The sequence below is a fragment of the Seohaeicola zhoushanensis genome, from assembly GCF_014656415.1.
Lineage (GTDB): Bacteria > Pseudomonadota > Alphaproteobacteria > Rhodobacterales > Rhodobacteraceae > Seohaeicola_A > Seohaeicola_A zhoushanensis.
In genome coordinates this window covers 122,633-144,493 of record NZ_BNCJ01000011.1, presented here as the reverse complement: position 1 = coordinate 144,493, position 21,861 = coordinate 122,633, and the positions used below count along the sequence as shown (strand labels likewise).

18 protein-coding genes are annotated in these 21,861 nt (G+C 67.1%); 6 read left to right on the top strand and 12 right to left on the bottom strand.

The window, feature by feature from the left end; translation table 11 throughout:
• Positions 1–232: 232 nt before the first annotated feature.
• The 6 genes from IE266_RS17495 (at position 233) to IE266_RS17470 (ending at position 8,266) form a co-directional block, all read left to right on the top strand.
• Positions 233–2,116 carry a heavy metal translocating P-type ATPase gene (locus IE266_RS17495; RefSeq protein WP_189681404.1) on the top strand — a complete coding sequence of 628 codons (1,884 nt, stop codon included), beginning with the start codon at positions 233–235 and terminating at the stop codon, positions 2,114–2,116.
• Positions 2,117–2,288: 172 nt separating this feature from the next.
• Positions 2,289–3,890: an oleate hydratase gene (locus tag IE266_RS17490; RefSeq protein WP_189681403.1), complete on the top strand. Its 1,602-nt coding sequence runs from the start codon at positions 2,289–2,291 to the stop codon at positions 3,888–3,890.
• Between the two features lie 199 nt (positions 3,891–4,089).
• Positions 4,090–5,409, top strand: a complete 1,320-nt coding sequence (gene ugpB, locus IE266_RS17485; protein ID WP_189681402.1) for a sn-glycerol-3-phosphate ABC transporter substrate-binding protein UgpB — start codon at positions 4,090–4,092, stop codon at positions 5,407–5,409.
• A 64-nt stretch (positions 5,410–5,473) separates the two neighbouring features.
• Positions 5,474–6,358 carry a sn-glycerol-3-phosphate ABC transporter permease UgpA gene (ugpA, locus tag IE266_RS17480; protein ID WP_189681401.1) on the top strand — a complete coding sequence of 295 codons (885 nt, stop codon included), beginning with the start codon at positions 5,474–5,476 and terminating at the stop codon, positions 6,356–6,358.
• A gap of 9 nt (positions 6,359–6,367) precedes the next feature.
• Positions 6,368–7,216 (top strand): sn-glycerol-3-phosphate ABC transporter permease UgpE, encoded by an 849-nt coding sequence (gene ugpE, locus IE266_RS17475; protein ID WP_189681400.1) that lies wholly within the window; start codon positions 6,368–6,370, stop codon positions 7,214–7,216.
• The gene (locus IE266_RS17470; protein ID WP_189681399.1) at positions 7,217–8,266 is read left to right on the top strand and encodes an ABC transporter ATP-binding protein; all 1,050 of its coding nucleotides are present in this window, start codon (positions 7,217–7,219) and stop codon (positions 8,264–8,266) included. It abuts the gene before it with no gap.
• Positions 8,267–8,282: 16 nt separating this feature from the next.
• Here IE266_RS17470 and IE266_RS17465 read toward each other — a convergent pair whose 3' ends face one another.
• The 12 genes from IE266_RS17465 to IE266_RS17410 are packed head-to-tail and all read right to left on the bottom strand — an operon-like array spanning position 8,283 to position 21,837.
• On the bottom strand, positions 8,283–9,119 hold the full coding sequence (locus IE266_RS17465) for an HpcH/HpaI aldolase/citrate lyase family protein (protein ID WP_189681398.1): 837 nt from the start codon (positions 9,117–9,119) through the stop codon (positions 8,283–8,285).
• 2 nt (positions 9,120–9,121) lie between these two features.
• Entirely contained in the window at positions 9,122–10,297 is a 1,176-nt protein-coding gene (locus IE266_RS17460) for an acyl-CoA dehydrogenase family protein (protein WP_229864235.1), read from the bottom strand.
• 12 nt (positions 10,298–10,309) lie between these two features.
• Positions 10,310–11,059: an SDR family NAD(P)-dependent oxidoreductase gene (locus IE266_RS17455; protein WP_189681397.1), complete on the bottom strand. Its 750-nt coding sequence runs from the start codon at positions 11,057–11,059 to the stop codon at positions 10,310–10,312.
• Positions 11,052–11,510 carry a MaoC family dehydratase gene (locus IE266_RS17450; protein WP_189681396.1) on the bottom strand — a complete coding sequence of 153 codons (459 nt, stop codon included), beginning with the start codon at positions 11,508–11,510 and terminating at the stop codon, positions 11,052–11,054. Before IE266_RS17450 ends, IE266_RS17455 begins: the two co-directional genes overlap by 8 nt.
• Positions 11,510–13,456, bottom strand: a complete 1,947-nt coding sequence (locus IE266_RS17445; RefSeq protein WP_189681395.1) for an ATP-binding protein — start codon at positions 13,454–13,456, stop codon at positions 11,510–11,512. The genes IE266_RS17450 and IE266_RS17445 overlap by 1 nt, the downstream gene beginning before the upstream one ends.
• A gap of 4 nt (positions 13,457–13,460) precedes the next feature.
• Entirely contained in the window at positions 13,461–15,059 is a 1,599-nt protein-coding gene (locus tag IE266_RS17440) for an acyl-CoA carboxylase subunit beta (protein WP_189681394.1), read from the bottom strand.
• Positions 15,060–15,105: 46 nt separating this feature from the next.
• Complete coding sequence (locus IE266_RS17435; RefSeq protein ID WP_189681393.1) at positions 15,106–15,900, bottom strand: ABC transporter ATP-binding protein; 795 nt, start codon at positions 15,898–15,900, stop codon at positions 15,106–15,108.
• Positions 15,901–15,907: 7 nt separating this feature from the next.
• A complete protein-coding gene (locus tag IE266_RS17430; RefSeq protein ID WP_189681392.1) occupies positions 15,908–17,101 on the bottom strand; it encodes an ABC transporter substrate-binding protein in 1,194 nt (397 codons plus the stop codon).
• Between the two features lie 49 nt (positions 17,102–17,150).
• Positions 17,151–18,203 carry a branched-chain amino acid ABC transporter permease gene (locus IE266_RS17425; protein WP_189681391.1) on the bottom strand — a complete coding sequence of 351 codons (1,053 nt, stop codon included), beginning with the start codon at positions 18,201–18,203 and terminating at the stop codon, positions 17,151–17,153.
• Positions 18,204–18,206: 3 nt separating this feature from the next.
• Positions 18,207–19,106 (bottom strand): branched-chain amino acid ABC transporter permease, encoded by a 900-nt coding sequence (locus IE266_RS17420; RefSeq protein WP_189681390.1) that lies wholly within the window; start codon positions 19,104–19,106, stop codon positions 18,207–18,209.
• Complete coding sequence (locus tag IE266_RS17415; RefSeq protein WP_189681389.1) at positions 19,103–21,043, bottom strand: AMP-dependent synthetase/ligase; 1,941 nt, start codon at positions 21,041–21,043, stop codon at positions 19,103–19,105. Before IE266_RS17415 ends, IE266_RS17420 begins: the two co-directional genes overlap by 4 nt.
• Positions 21,040–21,837 (bottom strand): ABC transporter ATP-binding protein, encoded by a 798-nt coding sequence (locus IE266_RS17410; protein ID WP_189681388.1) that lies wholly within the window; start codon positions 21,835–21,837, stop codon positions 21,040–21,042. The genes IE266_RS17415 and IE266_RS17410 overlap by 4 nt, the downstream gene beginning before the upstream one ends.
• Positions 21,838–21,861: the final 24 nt, after the last annotated feature.

Below are 21,861 nucleotides of genomic sequence, written 5' to 3'. Positions count from 1 at the left end.
ATTTGGTGGTCGTGACGCTGCTGTGCGTGGTCGCGTGGCGCGCCGAGCCGTCATTTGACCAGCTCGAGCCCAGGCTGGCCAGAACATCAGCGGGGATCGGCGGGACGCCTGTGCGGCATCACGGTGTGTGCGCGATGGGGGCGATATGTATAGGGTGCAAGAGCGCTGGAATCGGTGTGCTTTTTGCCGAGGCCGCCAGATAGATGAGTAGTACGCGCGGGAGCCGGGGCATTTGAACATCGTCGATTACGGGCGCATCAACGCGGCCATTCTCTTTCTCTCGGTTACGGGCCTCGTTTCCGGCCTGGTGCTGAAATTCCTGGGCCATCCGGAGATCGCGCATATTGCCTGGTTCCTGGGCGTCGTTCCCGCGCTGGGCGCATTGCTTGTCGAGATCGTCCGCAGCATCGGCCGGGGGGAAGTGGGGCTCGACATCGTGGCTGCCCTGTCGATGTCGGCAGCGCTGACCTTCGGGGAAACCCTCGCCGCTGCAGTTGTTGCCGTGATGTACAGCGGGGGCACCTTCCTGGAGCGATACGCCGAGGGGCGGGCACGGCGCGAGATGCACGACCTTCTCTCGCGAGTCCCCAGGCAGGCGACCCGGCACAGGAATGGCGGCCTCGAGGACGTGCCGCTGGAGGACATCGTGCCGGGAGACGTTCTTCTGATCCGGCAGGGGGATGCAGTGCCGGTGGATGGCACGATCGCCTCGGAGACGGCCTTTGTCGACACGGCCGCGCTGACTGGGGAGCCGTTGCCGATGCGGCTGTCTCGGGACGCCGAGGCGATGAGTGGGTCGACCAACGTCGGAGATGCCTTCGAGCTGACGGCGACGCATCGCGCGGCGGAAAGCACCTATGCCGGCATCGTTCGCCTGGTCGAAGAGGCGCAGAAGTCCAAGGCCCCGATGTCGCGGCTGGCGGATCGCTGGTCGCTCGGGTTCCTGGTGGTGACGGTGAGTATTGCCTTCGCGGCCTGGTGGTTCACCGGAGACCCCATTCGCGCGGTTGCGGTGCTGGTGGTCGCGACGCCCTGTCCGCTGATCCTGGCGGTGCCCGTCGCGCTGGTGGCCGGCCTGTCGCGGGCGGCGCATTTCGGGGTTCTCATCAAGGGCGCGGGGCCGTTGGAGACGATGGCGCGGATTCGCACGCTGATCCTCGACAAGACCGGCACGCTGACCGATGGGCGGCCGCAGATCGTTTCGATCGAGAGCCATGATGGCATGGGGACGGACGATATCCTGCGCTATGCCGCGGCACTCGACCAGGCGTCCAAGCATCCTGTGGCACAGGCCATCGTCGCGGCGGCGGCCTCGCGCAAGCTTGCTTTGCCGGTGCCTTCGGAAGTGGCCGAGGTTCCCGGCGAAGGGGTCGTCGGAAGCGTCGAGGGGCGCCGGATTTTCGTGGGGGGCGATGCATTTGTCGCCAAGCGCGTCGGGCGGCCTGCGGGTGAGCATGACGAACTGGACGCGGGAGCGGTTCTGGTCGCGGTCTCGGTCGACGGGCATATGGCCGGGCACCTGGTGATGTCGGACCCCCTCCGCGAGGGAGTCGGCCAGATGCTGGACGGGCTTCGTCACGAAGGGATTGCGCGGATCCTGCTGGCGACCGGCGACCGGGCCGATGTGGCGAAACGGGTCACGCAGGGCCTTGGGCTGGACGGGACGCGGGCGAACCTGACGCCAGACGGGAAGGTCCTGCTGGTCCTGACCGAGCGCAAGCACGGGCCGGTGATGATGGTCGGGGACGGGGTCAACGATGCGCCGGCGCTGGCTGCTGCCGACGTCGGCGTGGCCATGGGCGCGCGCGGGGCGGCGGCCTCGGCCGAGGCGGCGGACGTAGTGCTGCTGGTGGACCAGATCGACCGGCTGGGGGCAGGGATCGAGATTGCCCGAGCCTCGCGCCGGATCGCGATGGAGAGCGTCGTGGCAGGCATCGGCCTGTCGGTGCTTGGCATGGTGATGGCGGCCTATGGCTACCTGACCCCGGTGCAGGGCGCGGTGATCCAGGAGGTGATCGACGTCGCGGTGATCCTGAACGCGCTGCGCGCGCTTGCCGTGCGCCCGAAAGCAGGCCTTTCGGCTCCGGCAGCACAGGGTGATCTGCATCCGGCGTGATGCCAGGGGCATGGTGTGCGCCCGGATGGGACCAATGGCCTATGGCCGGACCTCGGGCCTCGTTGATTGAGATCAACGCCTTTTGAACCTGCGGGGGCTATTCGATCAATTGTGTCTAATGGCGAAAGGCAGCCGCACGGCCCGACGGCCGCGCGATGCGCAGGGGGAGGGAATGGTGATGACAGCTGGAGATGCGGCCACTGGACAGCACTACCTCGTCGGGGGCGGCATCGCCTCGCTGGCCGCTGCCGCGTTGCTGATCCGCGACGGGGGTGTCGCGGGGGAGCGGATCACCATCCTGGAAGCCGGAGAGCACGCCGGGGGCAGCCTCGATGGCGCTGGGTTCCTGGAAACCGGCTACCTCACGCGCGGCGGCCGCATGTTCGAGCCGAATTTCGTCTGCACGCTCGACCTGCTCGCATCCATTCCCGCACCGGACAATCCGGCGATCTCGGTAACGGAGGATATTCTTTCCTTCAACCGCATGGTGACGCCCTGGGGCGACTGCCGGATCGTCCGGGACGGCAAAAAGGCCGAGGACCGGTTGAGCCTGGGCCTCGGGCCGCAGGAGATCGTTTCGCTGAACCAGCTGCTGGTGACGCCGGAGGGGCGGCTGCAGGGGCGGCGCATCGAGGACTGGTTCAAGCCGGATTTCTTCGAGACCAACTTCTGGCTGATGTGGTCCACCATGTTCTCGTTCCAGCCCTGGCACTCGGTCGCCGAAATGCAGCGCTACATGCGCCGTTTCCTGCACCTGTTCCCCGGGCTGGCCCGGATCGCGGGTATCTTGCGGACGCGCTACAACCAGTATGACTCGCTGATCGCGCCAATCCTGGGTTGGCTCGCGCAACGCGGCGTGGAATTGCGAACCGGCAACGGGGTGGTCGACGTTGACATCGAAGGCGACATGAACGAGCGGCGCGTGACGGCGCTGGCGTTTGCCGATGGGCAGAGGCTGCAGGTCTACCCGGATGATCGGGTCTACCTGACGCTCGGTTCGATGACCGACGCCACCGTGAAGGGCAGCAATGTGGCGGCGCCGCCGGAAACGGATGGTCCGGCGCCGGGCTTCGATTTGTGGCGCAAGCTTGCCGCGCGCCATGAGGGGCTGGGCCGGCCCGATGTCTTCGCGGGCGAGACCGCGGCGACGTCGTGGACCTCGTTCACGGTCACGCTCGGCTCGCCGGAGTTCGTGACCTTCATGGAGGATTTCAGCGGCAACCGGACCGGGACGGGCGGGCTTGTCACATTCGCGGATTCAGGCTGGCTGCTGTCGATTGTCATGTTTCACCAGCCCCATTTCCGGGGGCAGCCGTCCGGGACCCCGGTTTTCTGGGGATACGGGCTGCGCGGCGACCGGCCTGGCGATGCCGTGCCGAAGCCGATGGCGCAGGCGACGGGGGACGAGATCCTGGACGAGTTGGCGCATCAGCTTCGGCTGGACCCGGCGCAGAGGAGGGCCTTTTTCGAGGGTGCGCGGGTCATTCCCTGCCGGATGCCCTATATCACCAGCCAGTTCATGCCGCGCCGCGATGGCGACCGCCCGCCGGTCGTTCCGAAGGGGGCGCGCAACTTCGCCATCTTCGGGCAATTCTGCGAGATGCCGCGCGACTGTGTGTTCACGGTCGAATATTCGGTGCGATCTGCCTGGACGGCCGTGAACCGGTTGACCGGCCAGGTGCCCGAACCGCCGCCCCTGGTGCGGAGCGACCGTGATCCGCGTGCGTTGCTGACAGCGGCGAAGGTACTGCTGACGGGTGCGGATGCCGGTTAGAGCTGGCTTGCAAGCGGTTTTCGGGGGCCATTTGCAGCCCAGGCGCCTAAATGGGTGAAACGCCGGTAACAGGGGCGTGGCAATGCTTCCGCAACGGCAACCGGACCTTTGTCTTGTCTTCATGAAACTGAAAGGGAACTGCCACACAGGCGTTACACGCGCCCTCCATGAGCGTGACATCGAAATCCAGGGGGATCTGATGTTCAGAACGCTTTCGTTTTCCATGCTCGCCTTCGCCGCTTCCTTCGGCGCCGCGCAGGCTCAGACCGAAATTCAGTGGTGGCACGCCATGGGCGGCGAGCTTGGCGCCAAGCTCGAGGAGATCGTGGCCGGCTACAACGCCAGCCAGTCGGACTACAAGGTTGTCCCGACCTACAAGGGCAACTACGCCGAGACCATGACCGCCGCCATCGCCGCGTTCCGCGCGGGCGAGCAGCCTGATATCGTTCAGGTTTTCGAAGTCGGCACAGGCACGATGATGGCTGCCGAAGGGGCGATCTACCCGGTCTACCAGCTGATGGCGGACATGAAGGAACCCTTCGATCCGAAGGGCTTCCTGCCGGCCGTGGTGGGCTATTACACCGATACCGACGGCAACATGCTGTCGATGCCCTTCAACTCGTCGACGCCGATCCTCTACTACAACAAGGATGTCTTCGCCAAAGCCGGGCTCGACCCGGAAACCGCACCGAAGACCTGGGGCGACGTCGAGGCCTTCTCGGCCAAGATCATGGAGACGGGCGCGGCCAAGTGCGGTTTCACCACCGGCTGGATCAGCTGGGTGCAGCTCGAAAACCTCTCGGCCTGGCACAACCAGCCGATCGGCACGCTGGAGAACGGTTTCGGCGGTCTCGAGACCGAGCTGACCGTCAACGGTCCCGTGCAGGCGAAGCACTGGGAGAACCTGGCCAAGTGGCAGAAGAACGGCGTGTTCCAGTATGGCGGACCTGGCGGCGGTGCCGACAGCGCGCCGAAGTTCTACGCCCAGGAATGCGCGATGTACATGAACTCCTCGGCGAGCCGCGCGGGTGTCATGGCCAATGCCAAGGACTTCAGCGTCGGCTTCGGCATGCTGCCCTATTACGAGGACGTGCAGGGCGCGCCGCAGAACTCGATCATCGGTGGCGCGACTCTCTGGGTGCTGCAGGGCAAGCCGGCCGAGGACTACAAGGGCGTGGCCGATTTCTTCAGCTACCTCTCCTCGCCGGAAGTGCAGGCCGACTGGCACCAGTTCTCGGGCTACCTGCCGATCACCGCGGCCGCCTATGAACTGGGCAAGTCGCAGGGCTACTACGAGCAGAACCCCGGTTCGGACATCGCCATCAAACAGGTCACGCTGAATGCGCCGACGCCGAATTCGAAAGGCCTGCGTTTTGGCAACTACGTCCAGATCCGCGCGATCATCGACGAGGAGTTCCAGCGGCTGCTGTCGGGTGAAGTCGACGCGCAGGGCGCGCTGGACAGCCTGGTCAAGCGCGGCAACGAACTGATCCGCGAGTTCGAAGCCGCGAACGGCTGAGCCCGGAACAGTCCCAATAGGGTGGGCAGCCTTGCCCACCCTACGTTTTTTGCGACGCCAGAGAATGCAGACGAAACGCACCATCTTCAAGAACCGCGGGCTGCCCTACCTGCTGCTGTTTCCGCAGCTGGCCGTGACGCTGGTTTTCTTCATCTGGCCGGCGGCGCAAGCCGTGCGGCAATCGTTCCTGCGGGAGGACGCCTTCGGGTTGAAGACCAGCTTTGTCGGCCTCGCCAACTACAGGCAGTTGTTCAACACACCCGAGTATCTGAATTCGCTGCATGTCACGCTGGTATTCTCGGTTTCGACCGCGGCCCTGGCGCTGGTGACCTCGCTGCTGCTGGCCCTGTCGCTCGACCGGATGATCCGGTCGGCGCGCATCTATACCGCGCTGCTGGTCTGGCCCTATGCCGTTGCGCCGGCGATTGCCGGGGTGCTGTGGTGGTTCATCTTCAACCCGACCATAGGTGTGCTGCCCTACGTGCTGGCGGCGCTGGGCTATGACTGGAACCACGCGCTGGACAAGTCGGATGCGATGGTGCTGGTGGTCGTGGCTGCTGCATGGAAGCAGATCAGCTACAACTTCCTTTTCTTCGTCGCGGGTCTGCAATCGATCCCGGCCTCGATGCGCGAGGCGGCGGCGATCGACGGGGCGGGGCCGGTGAAGCGGTTCTTCACGATCACCCTGCCGCTGCTGTCGCCTACGACCTTTTTCCTGCTGGTGGTCAACGTCGTCTACACGATGTTCGACACCTTCGCGGTGATCGATGCCACCACCGAGGGTGGCCCGGCGCAGGCGACCATGATCCTGGTCTACAAGGTTTATCGCGACGGCTTCATCGGCCTGAACCTGGGCTCCTCCGCGGCGCAATCCGTCGTGCTGATGGGGATCGTGATTGCCCTTACTATCGTGCAGTTCCGCTTTGTCGAGCGGCGCGTGACCTACTGAGAGGGCGTCATGGTCGAAAATCATCGCTGGCTCGACGTGCTGGCACATCTGACGCTGATCCTGGGCGTGCTGATCGTCGCCTTTCCGGTCTACATCGCCTTTGTCGCCTCGACCCATGAGCCCTCGGCCTTCGTATCCGGGCTGATCCCGCTGCTGCCGGGCGACAATCTGGTGCCGAGCTATACGGACGTGCTGAAGGGCGGGACCTCGGCGCAGATGTCGGTGCCGATCTCGACGATGCTGGGCAACAGCCTGATCATGGCGCTGTCGATCGCAGTGGGGAAGATCGTGATCTCGATCCTGTCGGCTTTCGCCATCGTCTATTTTCGCTTTCCGTTCCGCCAGGCCGCGTTCTGGGTCATCTTCCTGACCCTGATGCTGCCGGTCGAGGTGCGGATCGTGCCGACCTTCAAGGTGGTCTCGGAGCTTGGAATGCTGAACAGCTATGTCGGGCTGACGGTGCCGCTGATCGCATCTGCCACGGCGACATTCCTGTTCCGGCAGGTCTTCCTGACCATCCCCGAGGAGCTGATGGAAGCCGCCCGGATCGACGGGGCGGGGCCGCTCAAGTTCTTCTGGGACGTGCTCTTGCCGATGTCGCGGACCAATGTGGCGGCGCTCTTCGTGATCCTCTTCATCTATGGCTGGAACCAGTACATCTGGCCGATCCTGGTGACGACGGATTCCGGGTATTACACCATCGTCGCCGGCATCAAGCGGATGGCGGACGTGGTCGACAGCGAACCGCTTTGGAATTTCATCATGGCGACATCGGTGCTGGCGCTGCTGCCGCCCGTGGTGGTCGTGATCGCCATGCAGAGGCTCTTCGTGAAGGGTCTCGTGGAGACGGAGAAGTAAATGGCCGCGATAACGATCGAGAACTTGGGCAAGACCTATGCAGGTGGCGTGTCCGCCGTCACCGGCGTGAGCGTGGACATAAAGGACGGCGAGTTCGTGGTGCTGGTGGGGCCCTCGGGCTGCGGCAAGTCCACCCTGCTGCGCATGGTTGCGGGGCTTGAGGAGATCACCGAGGGCACCGTTCGCATCGGCGAGCGGGTGGTCAACCATCTCGAGCCGGCCGAGCGCGACATCGCCATGGTGTTCCAGAACTATGCGCTCTACCCGCATATGACCGTGCGACAGAACCTGTCCTACGGGTTGAAGAACCGCCGGATGCCGCGTGACGAGATTGCCCGCCGTGTCGACGAGGCGGCGCGCATCCTCGAGATCGGGCCATATCTCGAACGCAAGCCCAAGGCGCTGTCCGGCGGCCAGCGTCAGCGGGTTGCGATGGGGCGGGCGATTGTCCGCGATCCGGCGGCCTTCCTGTTCGACGAGCCGCTGTCCAACCTCGACGCCAAGCTGCGGGTGACCATGCGCGGCGAGATCCGGGCGCTGCAACGGCGACTGGGAACGACGTCGATCTATGTCACCCATGACCAGCTGGAGGCGATGACCATGGCCGACCGCCTGATCGTCCTGCGCGACGGGCGGATCGAGCAACTGGGGACGCCGCTGGAGGTTTATGGCCGTCCGGCGTCGACCTTCGTGGCGCAGTTCATTGGATCGCCGGCGATGAACCTGCTGTCGGGTCCGACGGCGGGAGAGGTGCTGCGCCTGGCGGGGGGCAGTATTCCAAAGGGCCTTGAGTGGCAGGTGGAAACGGTCGGCATTCGCGCCGAGGATCTCGCCATTGCCGCAGCGGGGGATACCTCGGGCATCCCGGCGCGGCTGGTGAATGTCGAGGAACTCGGTTCGCACCGGCTCGGGTATTTCGACGTGCAGGGGCAGCCAGTGGTAGTGAACGTGCCGGCAGGCAGACCGCTCGAGACGGAGGCGGCGCTGGGTTTCGCCGGCGGCGATCTGCACCTTTTCGACGGTGCCGGGCGGCGCATCGATCAGGGCTGAGGCCGCAAAGGGCGCACTACTGTCCTGCGGTTGCTCCCCCGCGCGAGAGGATCTTTTCGGCCTGGATCCGGTGCGGGTTGTCGAGCATCTGGCCGTCGAGCTGCGCCGCGCCGCCACCGGCGGTCTGGAGCGCGGCCAGCACCCGGCGCGCCCAGTCGATCCGGTCGGGCGTCGGGGTGAAGGCGGAGTGGATCGGCGCGATCTGGGCCGGGTGGATTGCCATCTTGCCCTCGAAGCCGACCTGTTCGGCGGCGCGGGCCTCGGCCAGCAGCCCCTCGGCATCGTGAATGTCGGTGCGGACCGCGTCGATGGCCGTCACCCCGGCAGCCTTGGCGGCGTAGAGCATGGCATCCCGGGCGAAGAGGAAGGGCGAGAGATACGTGCCGTCCGCCCCGCGATTGGCCGTGGCGCCGAGGTCGGCGGCCAGGTCTTCGGCCCCCCAGGCGAGGCCCAGCAGGGTGGGGTGCGACCAGTCCTCGGACTGGAGCGCGCGCACGGCGCGGACGGTTTCGGTGGCGATGGCCAGCACCGGGGCGCCGCCGGTCAGGGCGGCGAGGGCGTCGAGGTCGCGGGCGCCTTCGCATTTCGGCAGGACGAAACCTGTCACCTTGCCACGCACCGCCGCGACGTCGGTTTCGGTCATGCCGGTCGAGAGGGCGTTGACCCGAATGTAGCAGGGGATCGCTGGCGCAGTGTCGAGGAAGGCGGCGACGGTCTCGCGCGCGGCCGCCTTGTCGACGGGGGCGACGGCATCCTCTAGGTCGAGGATCAGCGCGTCGGCCCCCGAGCCGAGCGCCTTCTGCATCATCCGGGCGGAGCTGCCGGGCACGAAAAGCCAGGAACGCGGGATCATGGTCACATCCTCTTGGCGACTTCTTCGAGCATCACCTCGGTCGCGCCGCCACCGATGCTTTGCACGCGGGCGTCGCGGGCCATGCGTTCGATGGTGCTTTCGCGCATGAAGCCCATGCCGCCATGGAACTGCACGCAGTCATACATGACCTCGTTCACCAGTTCGCCCGCAAGCGCCTTGATCATCGAGACCTCGCGCACCACCTCTTCGCCCGCCGCCGCGCGGGCGGCGGTGGCGTAGATGAACTGGCGGCAGCTTTCGACCCGCGCCGAGAGCATGGCGAGGCGCTGGCGGATGGCCTGTTTGTCCCAGAGGGGCGCGCCGAAAGCCTTGCGGTCGCGCAGGTAGGCGACCGTCAGCTCCAGCGCGGCCTGGCATTCGCCCATGCACATGGCGCCGAGGACGAGGCGCTCGTTCTGGAAGTTCTTCATGATCTCGTAAAAGCCGCCGCCTTCGCGCCCCAGTATGTTCGCGGCGGGGATGCGGGCATTGTCGAAGCGCAGCTCGGCGGTGTCGGACGAGCGCCAGCCATGCTTGTCGAGCGCGCGCGAGACGGTGAAGCCGGGCGTGCCTTTTTCGACCAGGAACATGGTGACGGATTGCGAGGGGCGCGCCTCGGGGTCGGTCTTGGCGGCGACGCAGTAGACATCGGCAAGCACGCCGTTGGTGATGAACATCTTGGCGCCGTTCAGGATGTAATGGTCGCCGTCGCGGCGGGCGCGGGTGGCAATGCCCTTCACGTCCGATCCGGCGCCGGGTTCGGTGACGGCCACGGCCGAGATCGCCTCGCCGCTGATGCAGCGGGGGATCCATTCGGCGCGCTGGGCGTCGTTGCCGGCGTTGTAGATATGAACCGAGGCCATGTCGGTATGTACCAGCGCGGTGATGGCAACGCCGGAATAGGTCGACCGGCCCAGTTCCTCGGCCCAGATCACCGTGGCGCGCTGGTCGAGGTCCGAGCCGCCAAGCGCCTCGGGGTAGCGGATGCCAAAGAAGCCTAGGTCGCCAATCTTGCGCAGGAGGGCGCGCGGCGTGGCGCCTTCGGCCTCCCAGGCGTCGGCGTGGGGTTTGATCTCGGTCTCGACAAATCGGCGGATCTGGTCGCGCAGCATCCGCAGGCTTTCGTCGAAGAAGACCGGGCTTTGGGTGGCGCTGTCGAAGGGGGAATGGGTGGACACGTTATACTCCGGTCAGATTGCCGAAATGCCGCCGGTGACCGAGATGGTCTGGCCGGTGATCCGGCGGGCGGCGGGGCTTGCGAGGAAGGTGGCGAGATGGGCCAGGTCGTCGGGTTCGGCGACACCGAGTTGCGCCATCGCCTCGGCCTTGCCGAAGAGCTTGCCCGCAAAGGGGTCGGTCATCAGCTTGTCGTAGAGCGGTGTGCCGCGGACGATCGAGGGGGTGAGGCAATTCACCCGGATGCCATTGCGTTTGCCCTCTGTGGCCATGCCGCGGGCGAACATGGCGATGCCGGCCATGGCCGCGCCGATGGCGGCTTCGCCGGGGGTGGCAAGCTTGCCGGCGTCGGAGGCGATCATCAGGATGCAGCCCGCGCCCTTGGCGGCCATCAGGTCATAGGCCGCGCGCGCGGGCAGGATGACGGGCGCGAGCGACCGGGTGATGTCGCCCATCAGCTCTTCGATGGGGATATTCTTGAGCAGGCGCGGCATGGGATCGCCCCCCGCGCCGGAGAGCAGCACATCGAGGCCGCCCATCGCCTCGGCGGCCTCGGCCACCATCCGTGCGGCCTGGGCGGGTTCCGATGCGTCGCCGATGACCAGCCCGGCGCCGAGCTTCGCTGCCGCGGCTTCGCCCCGTGCCCGGTTGCGGCCGGCGAGGGTGACCGTTGCGCCGGCATCTTGCATCCGGGCGGCGCAGGCATAGCCGATGCCGGCGGTGCCGCCGATGACGAGGATGCGTTGTCCCGAGAGATCAGGCATCGGCGGGCCGCTTCATCATCAGCGCGGCACGTTCGCAGGTGCCGCATAGCACGCCGTCCTGATTGTAGCAGTCATGGCGCAGGGTCACGATGCCTTCGCCGGGGCGTGACCGGCTTTCGCGCTTTGCCAGGACGGTGGTCTTCATCTTGATCGTGTCCCCCTCGAACAGCGGATGGGGGAACTTTACCGCCTCCATGCCAAGGTTGGCGATGGTCGTGCCGAAGGTCGTGTCGTTCACCGTCATGCCGACCATGCAGCCGAGCGTGAAGAGCGAGTTGACCAGCGGGCGTTTCCAGACCGAACGGGCGGCGGCATGGGCGTCGATATGCACCGGCTGGGTGTTCATCGTCAGCAGCGAGAACCAGCGGTTGTCGGTTTCGGTGATGGTACGCGTCCATTCATGGTCAAAGACCATGCCCTCCTCGAAATCCTCGTACCAAAGTCCGGCCATCAGGCGCTCTCCTCTTCCAGTTCGATCAGGATTGTTTTCTGGGCGACCGTCTGTCCGGCGGTCACGGCGATGCGCGCAACCCGCGCGGCGAAGGGGGCGGGCAGGGCGTGGACCAGTTTCATTGCCTCCATCACCGCGAGGGTGTCGCCCTTGGTGACGCGGTCGCCGGTGGCGACGCGGATCTCGGTGACCAGCCCGGTCAGCGGCGCGGCGATGATGCCCTCGGCCTGGGTGTCGCGGCGGTCGTCGAGGCGGGCCTCGGCCAGCGGGCGGACCTCGGCGCTGACCGAGAGGCCGCGCAGGGTGGCGGTGTGGCGGTTGCCGTCCTTGAACACGGTCAGGGCCGGGTCGATTTCCAGGCGGCGCCCGCCGTCCGAGACTTCGGGCGCGGGGCCGAAGGTCAGGGCGATCTCAGCGGCGCCGTAGTCGTCAACGACCTGGAGCAGGGCGCGGCCCGGCGCGGTGGCGGCGCCGATGCGGAAGCTGTCGGTGCGGGTGAGCGGGTCGTCGGCCCCGGTGATGGCCGCGCGGGCGATGCTGCCGCGCAGGCGCAGGAGCGTGTCGGGGTCGGGGCGCCAACCCTCGGGGAAGGTGGCCTCAAGGAAGCCGGTGGTTGCCTTGCCCTCGGCAAAGGCGGGGGTGGTCAGGCAGTCGCGCAGCAGGCCGAGGTTGGTGCCGACGCCCGCAACCTGGGTGCCGTCGATGCCCTTGCAGAGGCGGTCGAGCGCGGCTTCGCGGTCGGCACCATGGGCGATCAGCTTGGCGATCATCGAGTCGTAGTGGCTGGAGACCGCGTCGCCGGTTTCAACCCCGGTGTCGAATCGCAGGCCGGGGCCGGAGGCGAGCCGGGTGATCGTGCCGGTGTCGGGCAGGAAGCCGGTTTCGGGGCGCTCGGCGTTCAGGCGCAGCTCGATGGCATGGCCGCGCGGGCGGATCTGGTCCTGGGTCAGCGGCAGCGGCAGGCCGGCGGCCTGGCGGAGCTGCCATTCGACGAGGTCGACGCCGCAGATCATCTCGGTCACCGGGTGCTCGACCTGCAGGCGGGTGTTCATTTCGAGGAAGTAGGGATGGGTGTCGCCCGCCGCCATGACGAATTCGACGGTGCCCGCCCCGGCGTAGCGGATCGCCGAGGTGAGGCTGAGGGCGTGGGAGAAGAGTGCCTGCCGCACGGCGTCGGGCAGGTTCGGGGCGGGGGCCTCCTCGATCACCTTCTGGTGGTTGCGCTGGACCGAGCAGTCGCGTTCGTGGAAATGAAGCGCGCCGCCCTTGCCGTCGCCGAAGACCTGCACCTCGATGTGGCGGGGGTTCTGGATCAGTTTTTCAAGGAAGACGGTGGCATCCCCAAAGGCCGAGGCGGCCTCGGCCCGCGCCGAGGCGAGCGCGGCGGAGAGATCCTCGGGGCGCATCACGCGGCGCATCCCACGCCCGCCGCCGCCGGCGCTGGCCTTGACCAGGACAGGGTAGCCGATCGTTTCGGCCGCGCGGTCGAGGGTGGCGTCATCCGCCCCTTCGCCGTCGAAGCCGGGCACGACGGGCACGCCCGCGGTCTCGGCGATGTGGCGGGCGGCGATCTTGGAGCCCATCGCCGAAACCGCCTCGGCGTCGGGGCCTACGTAGATCAGGCCCGCCGCTTCAATCGCGCTGACAAAACGGGGGTTCTCGGAAAGGAAGCCGTAGCCTGGGTGGATCGCATCGGCCCCACTGGCGCGGGCGGCGGCGAGTATGCGTTCGATCGAGAGATAGCTCTCGGCGGCGGGTGCGGGCCCGATGGCGACGGCCTCGTCGGCCAGCCGCACGTGTCGGGCGCTGGCATCGGCCTCGGAATGGACCGCGATGGCGGTCAGGCCGAGGCGGTGGCAGGTGGCGATGATCCGGCAGGCAATCTCGCCCCGGTTGGCGATCAGCACCCGGCGGATCGGGCGGGGGGCGGTCAGGAAATCACTCATGTCATCACATCCGGTAGACGGGGCGCTGGCCGCGGACCTCGGGGCGCAGGTTCACGACGTTCAGGCACAGGCCCAGCACGCGGCGGGTGTCGCGCGGGTCGATGATGCCGTCGTCGAAGAGCCGCGCGGTGCAGAAGTAGGGATCCGACTTTTCCTCGAACATCCGGCGCAGGCGGGCCTCGTGCGCGGCCAGTTCCGCCTCGCTCGCCTCGTCGCGCGAGATCGAGGCGCGGCGCAGGTCCATCAGCACCGAGGAGCCGACGTCGGGGTTCATGCCGCCAAGCCGCGCGTTGGGCCACATGAACATGAAGTGCGGCCGGAAACCGCGGCCCGACATGCCGTAGTTGCCCGCGCCGTAGGAGCTGCCGGTCACCACGGTCAGGCGCGGCACGCGGGTATTGGCCATGGCATAGACCAGCTTGGCCGAGTGCTTGGAGATGCCGCCCAGTTCGGCATCGCGCCCGACCATGAAGCCGGTGGTGTTCTGCAGGAACAGGATCGGGGTGCCGCGCTGGTCGCAGAGTTCGATGAAGTGGGCGGCCTTCAGGCAGGCTTCGGCGAAGAGGACGCCGTTGTTGGCTATGATGCCGACGGCAAAGCCCTCGATCCGGGCGGTGCCGCAGACGATGGTTTCGCCCCATTCGGGCTTGAATTCGTGAAAGGCGCTGCCATCGACGATACGGGCGATAACCTCGCGCTGGTCGAAGGGGCGCGAGAGGTCGGTTCCGACGATGGCGGGGATCTCGGCGGCGTCGAAGCGGGGGGCTTCGGTCAGGGCGCGGCCAGCGGCGAGGGGCTGGGCATAGTTGAGGCTGGCCACCATGTCGCGCAGCCGGCCGAGGGCGGCGTATTCGTCGGGCACGATGTGGTCCGAGACACCCGACTGCCGCGTGTGCAGCACCGCGCCGCCAAGTTCGTGGCGGTCGACCACCTCGGAGATCGCGGCGCGCACGATCTGCGGCCCGCCGAGGTGGATCGAGGCCTGGCCCTCGACCATGATGAACTCGTCGCAGAGCGCCGGGATATAGGCCCCGCCGGCGGTGCATTCGCCGAAGACCGCGGCCAGTTGCGGGATCCCCTTCGCCGACATCTGGCACTGGCGGTGGAAGGTGCCGCCGAAGTGGTTCTCGTCGTAGAAGACCTCTTCCATCTGGTTGAGGTTCGCGCCGCCGCAGTCGACGAGGTAGAGGCAGGGCAGGCGGTTCTGGGCCGCGATCTCCTGCGCGCGGATATGCTTCTTGACGGTCTCGCGGTGGAACGAGCCGCCCTTCACCGTGGCGTCGTTGGCGATGATCATGCAGGCGGTGCCGCGGACGGTGCCGATGCCGGTGACGATGCCGGCGGCGGCGAGGCTGCCGTCGTAGAGACCCCAGCCGGCAAGCGGCGTCAGTTCGAGGAAGGCTGTGCCAGGATCGATCAGCAGGTCGATACGGTCGCGCACCGGGATCTTCTTGCGGTCGCGGTGGCGCGCCATCATCCGCTCGCCGCCGCCTGCGCGGGACCAGTCGAGGCGGCTGCGCAGCTCGCCGATCAGGGCGTCATAGGCCTCGGCGCGTGCGCGGGTTTCGGCGGTGGTTTCCACCGGCGTTCCGATCAGGGCCATTCGGGCCTCCGTGGTGGTGAAATTGTCATCGGGGTCTCCGGTCGGCTCATCCCAGCCACCGCTTGCGTCGGCGGTAGTGTTTCACCTCGCGATAGCTGGTGCGGTCGTTCGCGGCGCCCATGCCGAGGTAGAATTCCTGCACGTCCTGGTTGCCTTCCAGGCTTTCGCGGCTGCCATGCAGGACGATGCGGCCGCCCTCCATGATATAGCCGTAGTCGCATTGCGCGATGGCGGAGCGGGCGTTCTGTTCGACCAGCAGCACGGTCAGTCCTTCCTCGCGCTTGATCCGGCTGATGGTCTGGAACAGCTGCTGGGTCAGGATCGGAGCGAGGCCCATCGAGGGCTCGTCCAGGATCAGCAGGCGGGGCCGGGCCATCAGCGCGCGGCCGATCAGGACCATCTGCATCTCGCCGCCCGAGAGGTAGCCGGCGGTGCGGTCGAGCAGCTTCGGCAGGGCGGGGAAGTAGTTGTAGACCTTCTCAAGATCTGCCTTCACCGCCGCCCGGTCGCTGCGCAGGTGGGCGCCGACCATCAGGTTCTGATGCACGGTCAAGTGTTCGAGCACCCGGCGCCCTTCGAGCACCTGTACCATCCCGGCCTTCACGATATCGGCGGGATCGGCATGGGTGATGTCCTGCCCGGCCAGGGTGATCCGCCCCGCCGTCACCGCGCCGTGGTCGGAGTGCAGCAGGCCCGAGATCGCCTTGAGCGTCGTCGTCTTCCCGGCGCCATTGGCGCCGAGAAGTACCACCATCTGCCCCTCGCGGACCTCCAGGTTCGCGGATCGCAGAACCTGGATCACGCCGCCATAGACGACATCGATATTGGCGAGGGTCAGCATGTGCAGGTCACCACTTGTTGATCTGGGGCACGTCGAACCATTCCGACTGCACAGTGGTGATCTTGCCGTCCTTCACCACCTCTGCCGTTGCCTTGAGGTTGCCGATGGGGAAGGGGGCGGAGTTGTCGTAGTCGAGGGTCGGCAGCGCGCCCAGCAGCTCTGCCTCGGTGTATTCGTGGGCCAGCAGCGCGTCATACATCGCCTGGCCGTTCACGTTGTCAGCCCCGATATCGGCGATAGCCTTTTCCAGCACCCGCAAGGCCAGGATCGCCTGGGCGCTGGCCTGGGCGGTGATGGTGCCCCATTTGCCCTCGGTCTTGTTGGCCTCGAAGATGTCGCGGATCGGCAGCTCGGCCTTCTCGGGCGCGGCAAAGCTGAAGGCGGAGTAGGAGCCTTCGAGATCGGCCAGCGGGATGCCCTTGGAGACCTCGGCGAGGCCGTTGTGCGTCGACATCACGATTGGCACGCGCTGGCCCAGTTCGTCCATCGCCTTGGCTGCAGCGATTACCTGCGCCGTGGTGCCACCGATCAGCAGGACGTCGGGCTGGTCTGCCAGCGCGGCGCGCACCTGCGCGGTCAGCGAGACGGGGGCGGTTTCGGCCCATTGCGTGGAGGTCACGGTGTAATGGTCCGGATCCTGGGTGGCGAGCGCCTTGACGCCGTTCACCTGATCGACGAACCCCGCCTGGTTCTGGGTCGAGATCGCGGCGATTTTCAGCGGGCCGTCCTTGCCGGCTTCGAGGTGGCTGAAGAGGCCAGCGAATTCATGGCTGTAGGTGGGGCGGATCGAGAAGTGCCAGCCATCGGGCTTCCAAACCAGGCCGACCATGGCGGTGCCGAGGAGCATCGGCACCTTGTCCTGCGGCAGGCGGCCCATCAGCGTGACGAGGTCGGGCGAGCCGAAACCGAGGTGCATGATCGGCTGGTCCGAGGTGAGGATTGACGGCCAGGTCCGCGCGATCACCGCGCTGTCATAGCGCATGTCGTAGATCTTGAGGTTCACATGGGTGCCGAGCCCTTCGCCGACTTCCTTGTTCCAGTAGTCGACGATGGCGTTCAGGCCGGCCATGGCGTCGGGCATGACGTCGGCGAAGGGGCCGGAGTAGTCGGCGCTGGCGGTGATCGTGTAGTCCTTGGCGAGCGACGGAGCGGCAAGGGCGAGCGCCGCCACGCCGGCTGCGAGTAGGGTCTTGAGTTTCATTTGTCTTCCTCCCTGTGTGGCGGCCTCCCCGACCGCCGGTTGATCCGGGTCAGTTCCGCGGGAACGGCCAGAGCCGGAAAGCTGTCATCAACTGGTGCCAGATATGGGCGAGGCCGCGCGGCTCGAAGATCAGCGCGGCGAGGATGCAGAGGCCGAGCACCAACGAGCTGGCCGCGAAGACCGCGCCGCCGCCGAGGCCCGAGCCCGATTGCAGGATGGCGTTGCCGGCGGTGTGCAGCCCCTCCTGCACCAGCGTCACGAAGACTACGCCGAGGATCGGGCCCAGCGGCGAATGCAGCCCGCCGACGATCAGCATTCCGAGGTACCAGACCGAGGCGAAGAGCGTGAAGCTCGACACCGTGACGAACTGGAGCATGTAGGCCAGGATCGCGCCGGCCACGCCGGCATAGAGGGCACCGGCGAAGAAGGCCTCGATCTTGATGCGGGTGACGGGGATGCCCATGACGCCGGCCGCGCTGTCGTTGTCATGCACGGTGCGGAAGGCGCGGCCGATGCGCGAGCGGGGCAGGTTGTAGGTGGTCCAGACTGCCAGCGCCGCGAAGGCGAGGCCAAGGAAATAGAGGCCCGAGGGCGTGCCGAGGTTCAGCCCGAACAGGACCGGCGGCATGACTGGCATACCCACCAGCCCGCCGAGCCAGGACATTGGCAGGGCCAGGATGACGATGGGGAACATCACCTGGGCGGCCAGTGTCGTGAGGGCGAGGTAAAAGCCCTTCACCCGCGCCGCCGGCAGGGCAAAGAGCACCGAGACGGCCCCGGTGATAAGCGCCGCCGCGGGGATCACCGCCCAGACCGGCGCGCCCATGTTCGACAGCTTCGCCGCGGTGAAGGCGCCGACGCCGACAAAGGCCGATTGCGCGATGTTGATCTGCCCGGCCATGCCCACGGTGACATAGAGGCCGCAGACCGCGATCAGCGTGATGAAGAGGTTGGTCAGCTCTCCGAGCATCCAGGGGCTGGCCATAAGCGGCAGGCCGAGCAGGACGGCGCCGAACAGCGAGAGCCAGAGCCGCGAGCGGACAGTTTCCAGCACACGCGCCTCGGTGGCGTAGGAGGCATGCCATATTCCGGTGGGTCGCATCGATCAGAGCCTTTCGATTCTGCGCCAGCCGAACAGGCCGTAGGGGCGGATGAGGAGGACGGCGATCATGGCGGCATAGGGCAGCAGGCCCGAGGCGGCGCCGTTGGTGAGCGGGTCGAGATAGGCCGAGGCCAGCGCCTCGAAGATGCCGATGATGAGGCCGGCAAGCGGCGCGCCGCGGATGCTCTCCAACCCGCCGAGCAAGGCCACGGGCAGGGCCTTGAAGCCGATGACGGCGACTTCGAGCGAGAGGATCGAGCCCGAGAGCAGCACCACCGCCGCCGCCGTGGCGACCATGGTGCCCAGGATCCAGGCCACCGCGATGGCCTGACGGACCGAGACGCCCAGCGAATGCGCGGTGGTATGGTCCTCGGCCACCGCCGCAAGCCGCAGCCCCAGGCGGGAACGGGTGAAGAAGGCGTGCAGGGCAATCGTCAGAACCACGGTGAAGACCGCGCCGATCAGCAGGCGGGTGTTCAGCAGGAAGGGGCCGAGCTGGAGCGCCCCCTCGGGCAGGATCACCGGCATCGAGCGCGACTGCGCGCCCCAGATCAGCTGGGTCAGACCGCGCAGCAGAATCAGCAGCGCGACCCCGGCCATGAAGATGGTGAAGGCCGACTGGCCGATCAGCGGGCGGAAGATGGTGCGCTCGACCGTCCAGCCGAAGGCGACGCAGCCCGCGAAGGTCAGCAGCAGCCCGAGCGCCAGTGGGATCGGATAACCGGCGGCGGCGGCCCCTGCGGTAAAGGTCCAGAGCAGGAAGGCGCCGACCACCACCACCTCGCCCTGGGCAAGGTTGATGATTTTCGAGGCACGGTAGATCACCACGAAGGAAATAGCGACGAGGCCGTAGACCAGGCCCACCAGCGCGCCTTCGATCAGGATCTGGATCAGGTTTATCATGCCGCGGCCTCCCCGGTGCGGTTCATGGCGACCCTTGCCGAGAGGCGGCTCTTGCGGCCGTCCTGGTAGGTCACGTCGATGTCGAGCGGCACGCTGTCGGCGCCGCAGTAGAGCCCGTCGATCAGGGCCGCGTATTTTGCCTCGATCGCGCCGCGCCGCAGCTTGCGTGATCGGGTCAGCTCTTCCTCGTCGGCGTCCAGTTCCTTGGGCAGGTTGGCAAAGCCCGCGATTCTGGCGCCGGGGTCGACGCGGGCATTCACCGCCGCGACCGCGCGGGCGATCTCGGCGCGGACCGGGGGCAGCTGGCTGAGTTCCGAGAAGGTGCCGAAGGCAAGGCCGTGACGTTCGGCAAAGCGGCCGGCGATCTCCATGTCGATATTGACCAGCGCGACGACCCGGTCGCGTGCCGCATCGCCGATCACGATGGCATCGCGCACCATCGCGTGCGCCCGCAGGTGGTTTTCGAGGAATTGCGGCGGGTAGACCGCGCCGGTCGAGAGGCGGCGGAGATCCTTGGCCCGGTCGAGGAAGATCAGCGCGCCGCTGTCGTCGAGGCGGACGGCATCGCCGGTCTCGTAGCCCTGGGTGCCGTCGCCCATCTCGGCCGAGGCCTGCGGGTTGTCGAGGTAGCCCGAGAAGGCCAGGCCCTTGAGGCGCAGCTGCCCGGTTTCGTCCACCCAGGCTTCGATCGGGGGCGCGAGGGTTGGGTCCGAGGGCATCAGCTCGCCCATGGTTTCCGGGTCCATGTCGCCCTTGCGGTGGGTGGCGACAAGGCCGAGTTCCGAACTGCCGTAGAGGTTGCCCAGAGGCACGCCGAAGGCGCGGTAGCGGGCGAAGAGCTCGGCCGAGAGGCCCGAACCGCCGGAGAGTACCGCCTTGGCGCGGGTCAGGCCGAGCAGGTCGCGCACGCCCTTGAGGACAAGCTGGTCGGCCAGCGGCCAGGTCACGGCTCTTTGCCAGATGCCGCCGCGCCCCGCCGCGCGGTCATGCCCGCGCGCGAGGCCCCAGTGGTAGAGCCGTTGCCGCCAGGGGGCGGCGTCCATCATGCGGGCCTCGACGTCAGAGGCCTGCATCTCCCACTGGCGGGGCGTGAACATCAGGAAATCCGGCCCGATTTCGCGCAGGTCGGCCTGCACCGTTTCGGGCTTTTCCGCGAAATGCACGACCAGGGGCGCAAGCAGCGGCAGGCCGAAGCCGAAGAACTGCTCGGCCGCCCAGGCGGGTGAGATATACGACAGATAGCGCCCGCACGGCTCGATCCCGAGCGCACCCATCAGGCGATAGGCGTTATCGAGGATGAAGGCATGGTCCAGCATCGCCGCCTTCGGCTTTCCGGTGGTGCCGGAGGTATAGCAATAGACCGCGATGTCAGACTGCCTGCCGGCCTCGATCCGGGCGGCGATCTCGTCCAGGCCGTCGTCACTGGGAACCCTGGCGAGGTCGACAAGGCGCGGATCGGCATAGTGCCAGAGGCCCTGCGGTTCGACGAAAAGGATCTTGCGGACGCCGGGCGCGGCCGCGGGTGCGGCGAGCAACTTGTCGACCTGCTCCTGGTCCTCAGTCAGCACCATGACCGCGCGGGAATGGTCCAGCACATAGGCCAGTTCGCCGGCCGAGGCGTCGGGATAGACGCTGACCGCGACCGCGCCGAGGCTGATGGCCGCCATCTCTGTGATCCAGGCCTCTTCGCGGTTCTCGGAGATCAGGCAGAGTGTCTGGCCCGGTCCCAGCCCGAGCGCGGCGAGGCCTGCGGCGGTGCGGCGGACGCGGGTGTCGAGCGCGGCCCAGGTGATGGCGCGCCAGAGGCCCGCCCGCTTGGAGCGGATAGCGACGGTATCGGCCATGTCGCGCGCGTTGTCGCGCAGCATCTGCGGCAGGGTGCGGCCCTTGGCGGTGCGGGCCAGGGCGACGGGGCGGGCGGTCAGGCGGCGGCTCATGCGGCTGCCTCCGCCTCGGGCGCGCCGCCGAGATAGGCTGCGATGACCCGAGCGTCGCTGCGCACTTCGGTCGGGGTGCCCTCTGCGATGACATGGCCGAATTCCAGCACGCTCACCCGGTCGGAGATGTCCATCACCACGTCCATGTCATGTTCGACCAGCACCACGGGGATGCCGAAGTGATCACGGATATCCAGGATGAAGCGCGCAAGATCGCCCTTTTCCTCGGGGCTCATGCCGGCCATGGGTTCGTCCATCACCAGGATCTTGGGGGCGAGCGCCAGCGCGCGGCCCAGGTCGACCCGCTTGCGCAGGCCGTAGGACATGTCGCCCACGGTGCGGTGCCGGTCCTGTTCGAGTTCGAGAAAGTCGATGATCTCCTCGGCGCGGGTGGCGAATTCCTCCTCCTGCCGGATCGCGGAGCGGGGGCGGAACAGGCCCGAGAAGACGCCGCCTTTCATCTGAGCGTGGAAACCGGTCAGGATGTTCTCGCGCGCGGTCATTGAGGGGTAGGTCTGAATGCCCTGGAAGGTGCGCGCGATGCCGAGGCGGGCACGTTCCGGCGGGCGGGTGGCCGAGATGTCGCGCCCCTCGAAAAGAACCGCCCCGGTCCAGGGATGGTAGAAGCCCGACAGGCAGTTCAGCAGGCTCGACTTGCCTGCGCCGTTCGGCCCGATCAGGGCGTGAACGCTGCCGGCCTCGATGCGGATCGAGACATCCTTCAGCGCCTCGACGGCGCCAAACCGCAGCCCGAGGGCGCGTGCCTCCATTATGGCTCCGCCAGGTGCGGCCATTCATTCCTCCCGTCTTGTCCCTTG

Excerpts from the sequence above, each read along its gene's own strand:
- IE266_RS17490 (WP_189681403.1), top strand. The coding sequence starts at position 2,289 with ATGGTGATGACAGCTGGAGATGCGGCCACTGGACAGCACTACCTCGTC.
- ugpB (WP_189681402.1), top strand. The coding sequence starts at position 4,090 with ATGTTCAGAACGCTTTCGTTTTCCATGCTCGCCTTCGCCGCTTCCTTC.
- ugpA (WP_189681401.1), top strand. The coding sequence starts at position 5,474 with ATGCAGACGAAACGCACCATCTTCAAGAACCGCGGGCTGCCCTACCTG.
- ugpE (WP_189681400.1), top strand. The coding sequence starts at position 6,368 with ATGGTCGAAAATCATCGCTGGCTCGACGTGCTGGCACATCTGACGCTG.
- IE266_RS17470 (WP_189681399.1), top strand. The coding sequence starts at position 7,217 with ATGGCCGCGATAACGATCGAGAACTTGGGCAAGACCTATGCAGGTGGC.
- IE266_RS17465 (WP_189681398.1), bottom strand. The coding sequence starts at position 9,119 with ATGATCCCGCGTTCCTGGCTTTTCGTGCCCGGCAGCTCCGCCCGGATG.
- IE266_RS17455 (WP_189681397.1), bottom strand. The coding sequence starts at position 11,059 with ATGCCTGATCTCTCGGGACAACGCATCCTCGTCATCGGCGGCACCGCC.
- IE266_RS17450 (WP_189681396.1), bottom strand. The coding sequence starts at position 11,510 with ATGGCCGGACTTTGGTACGAGGATTTCGAGGAGGGCATGGTCTTTGAC.
- IE266_RS17445 (WP_189681395.1), bottom strand. The coding sequence starts at position 13,456 with ATGAGTGATTTCCTGACCGCCCCCCGCCCGATCCGCCGGGTGCTGATC.
- IE266_RS17440 (WP_189681394.1), bottom strand. The coding sequence starts at position 15,059 with ATGGCCCTGATCGGAACGCCGGTGGAAACCACCGCCGAAACCCGCGCA.
- IE266_RS17435 (WP_189681393.1), bottom strand. The coding sequence starts at position 15,900 with ATGCTGACCCTCGCCAATATCGATGTCGTCTATGGCGGCGTGATCCAG.
- IE266_RS17430 (WP_189681392.1), bottom strand. The coding sequence starts at position 17,101 with ATGAAACTCAAGACCCTACTCGCAGCCGGCGTGGCGGCGCTCGCCCTT.
- IE266_RS17425 (WP_189681391.1), bottom strand. The coding sequence starts at position 18,203 with ATGCGACCCACCGGAATATGGCATGCCTCCTACGCCACCGAGGCGCGT.
- IE266_RS17420 (WP_189681390.1), bottom strand. The coding sequence starts at position 19,106 with ATGATAAACCTGATCCAGATCCTGATCGAAGGCGCGCTGGTGGGCCTG.
- IE266_RS17415 (WP_189681389.1), bottom strand. The coding sequence starts at position 21,043 with ATGAGCCGCCGCCTGACCGCCCGCCCCGTCGCCCTGGCCCGCACCGCC.
- IE266_RS17410 (WP_189681388.1), bottom strand. The coding sequence starts at position 21,837 with ATGGCCGCACCTGGCGGAGCCATAATGGAGGCACGCGCCCTCGGGCTG.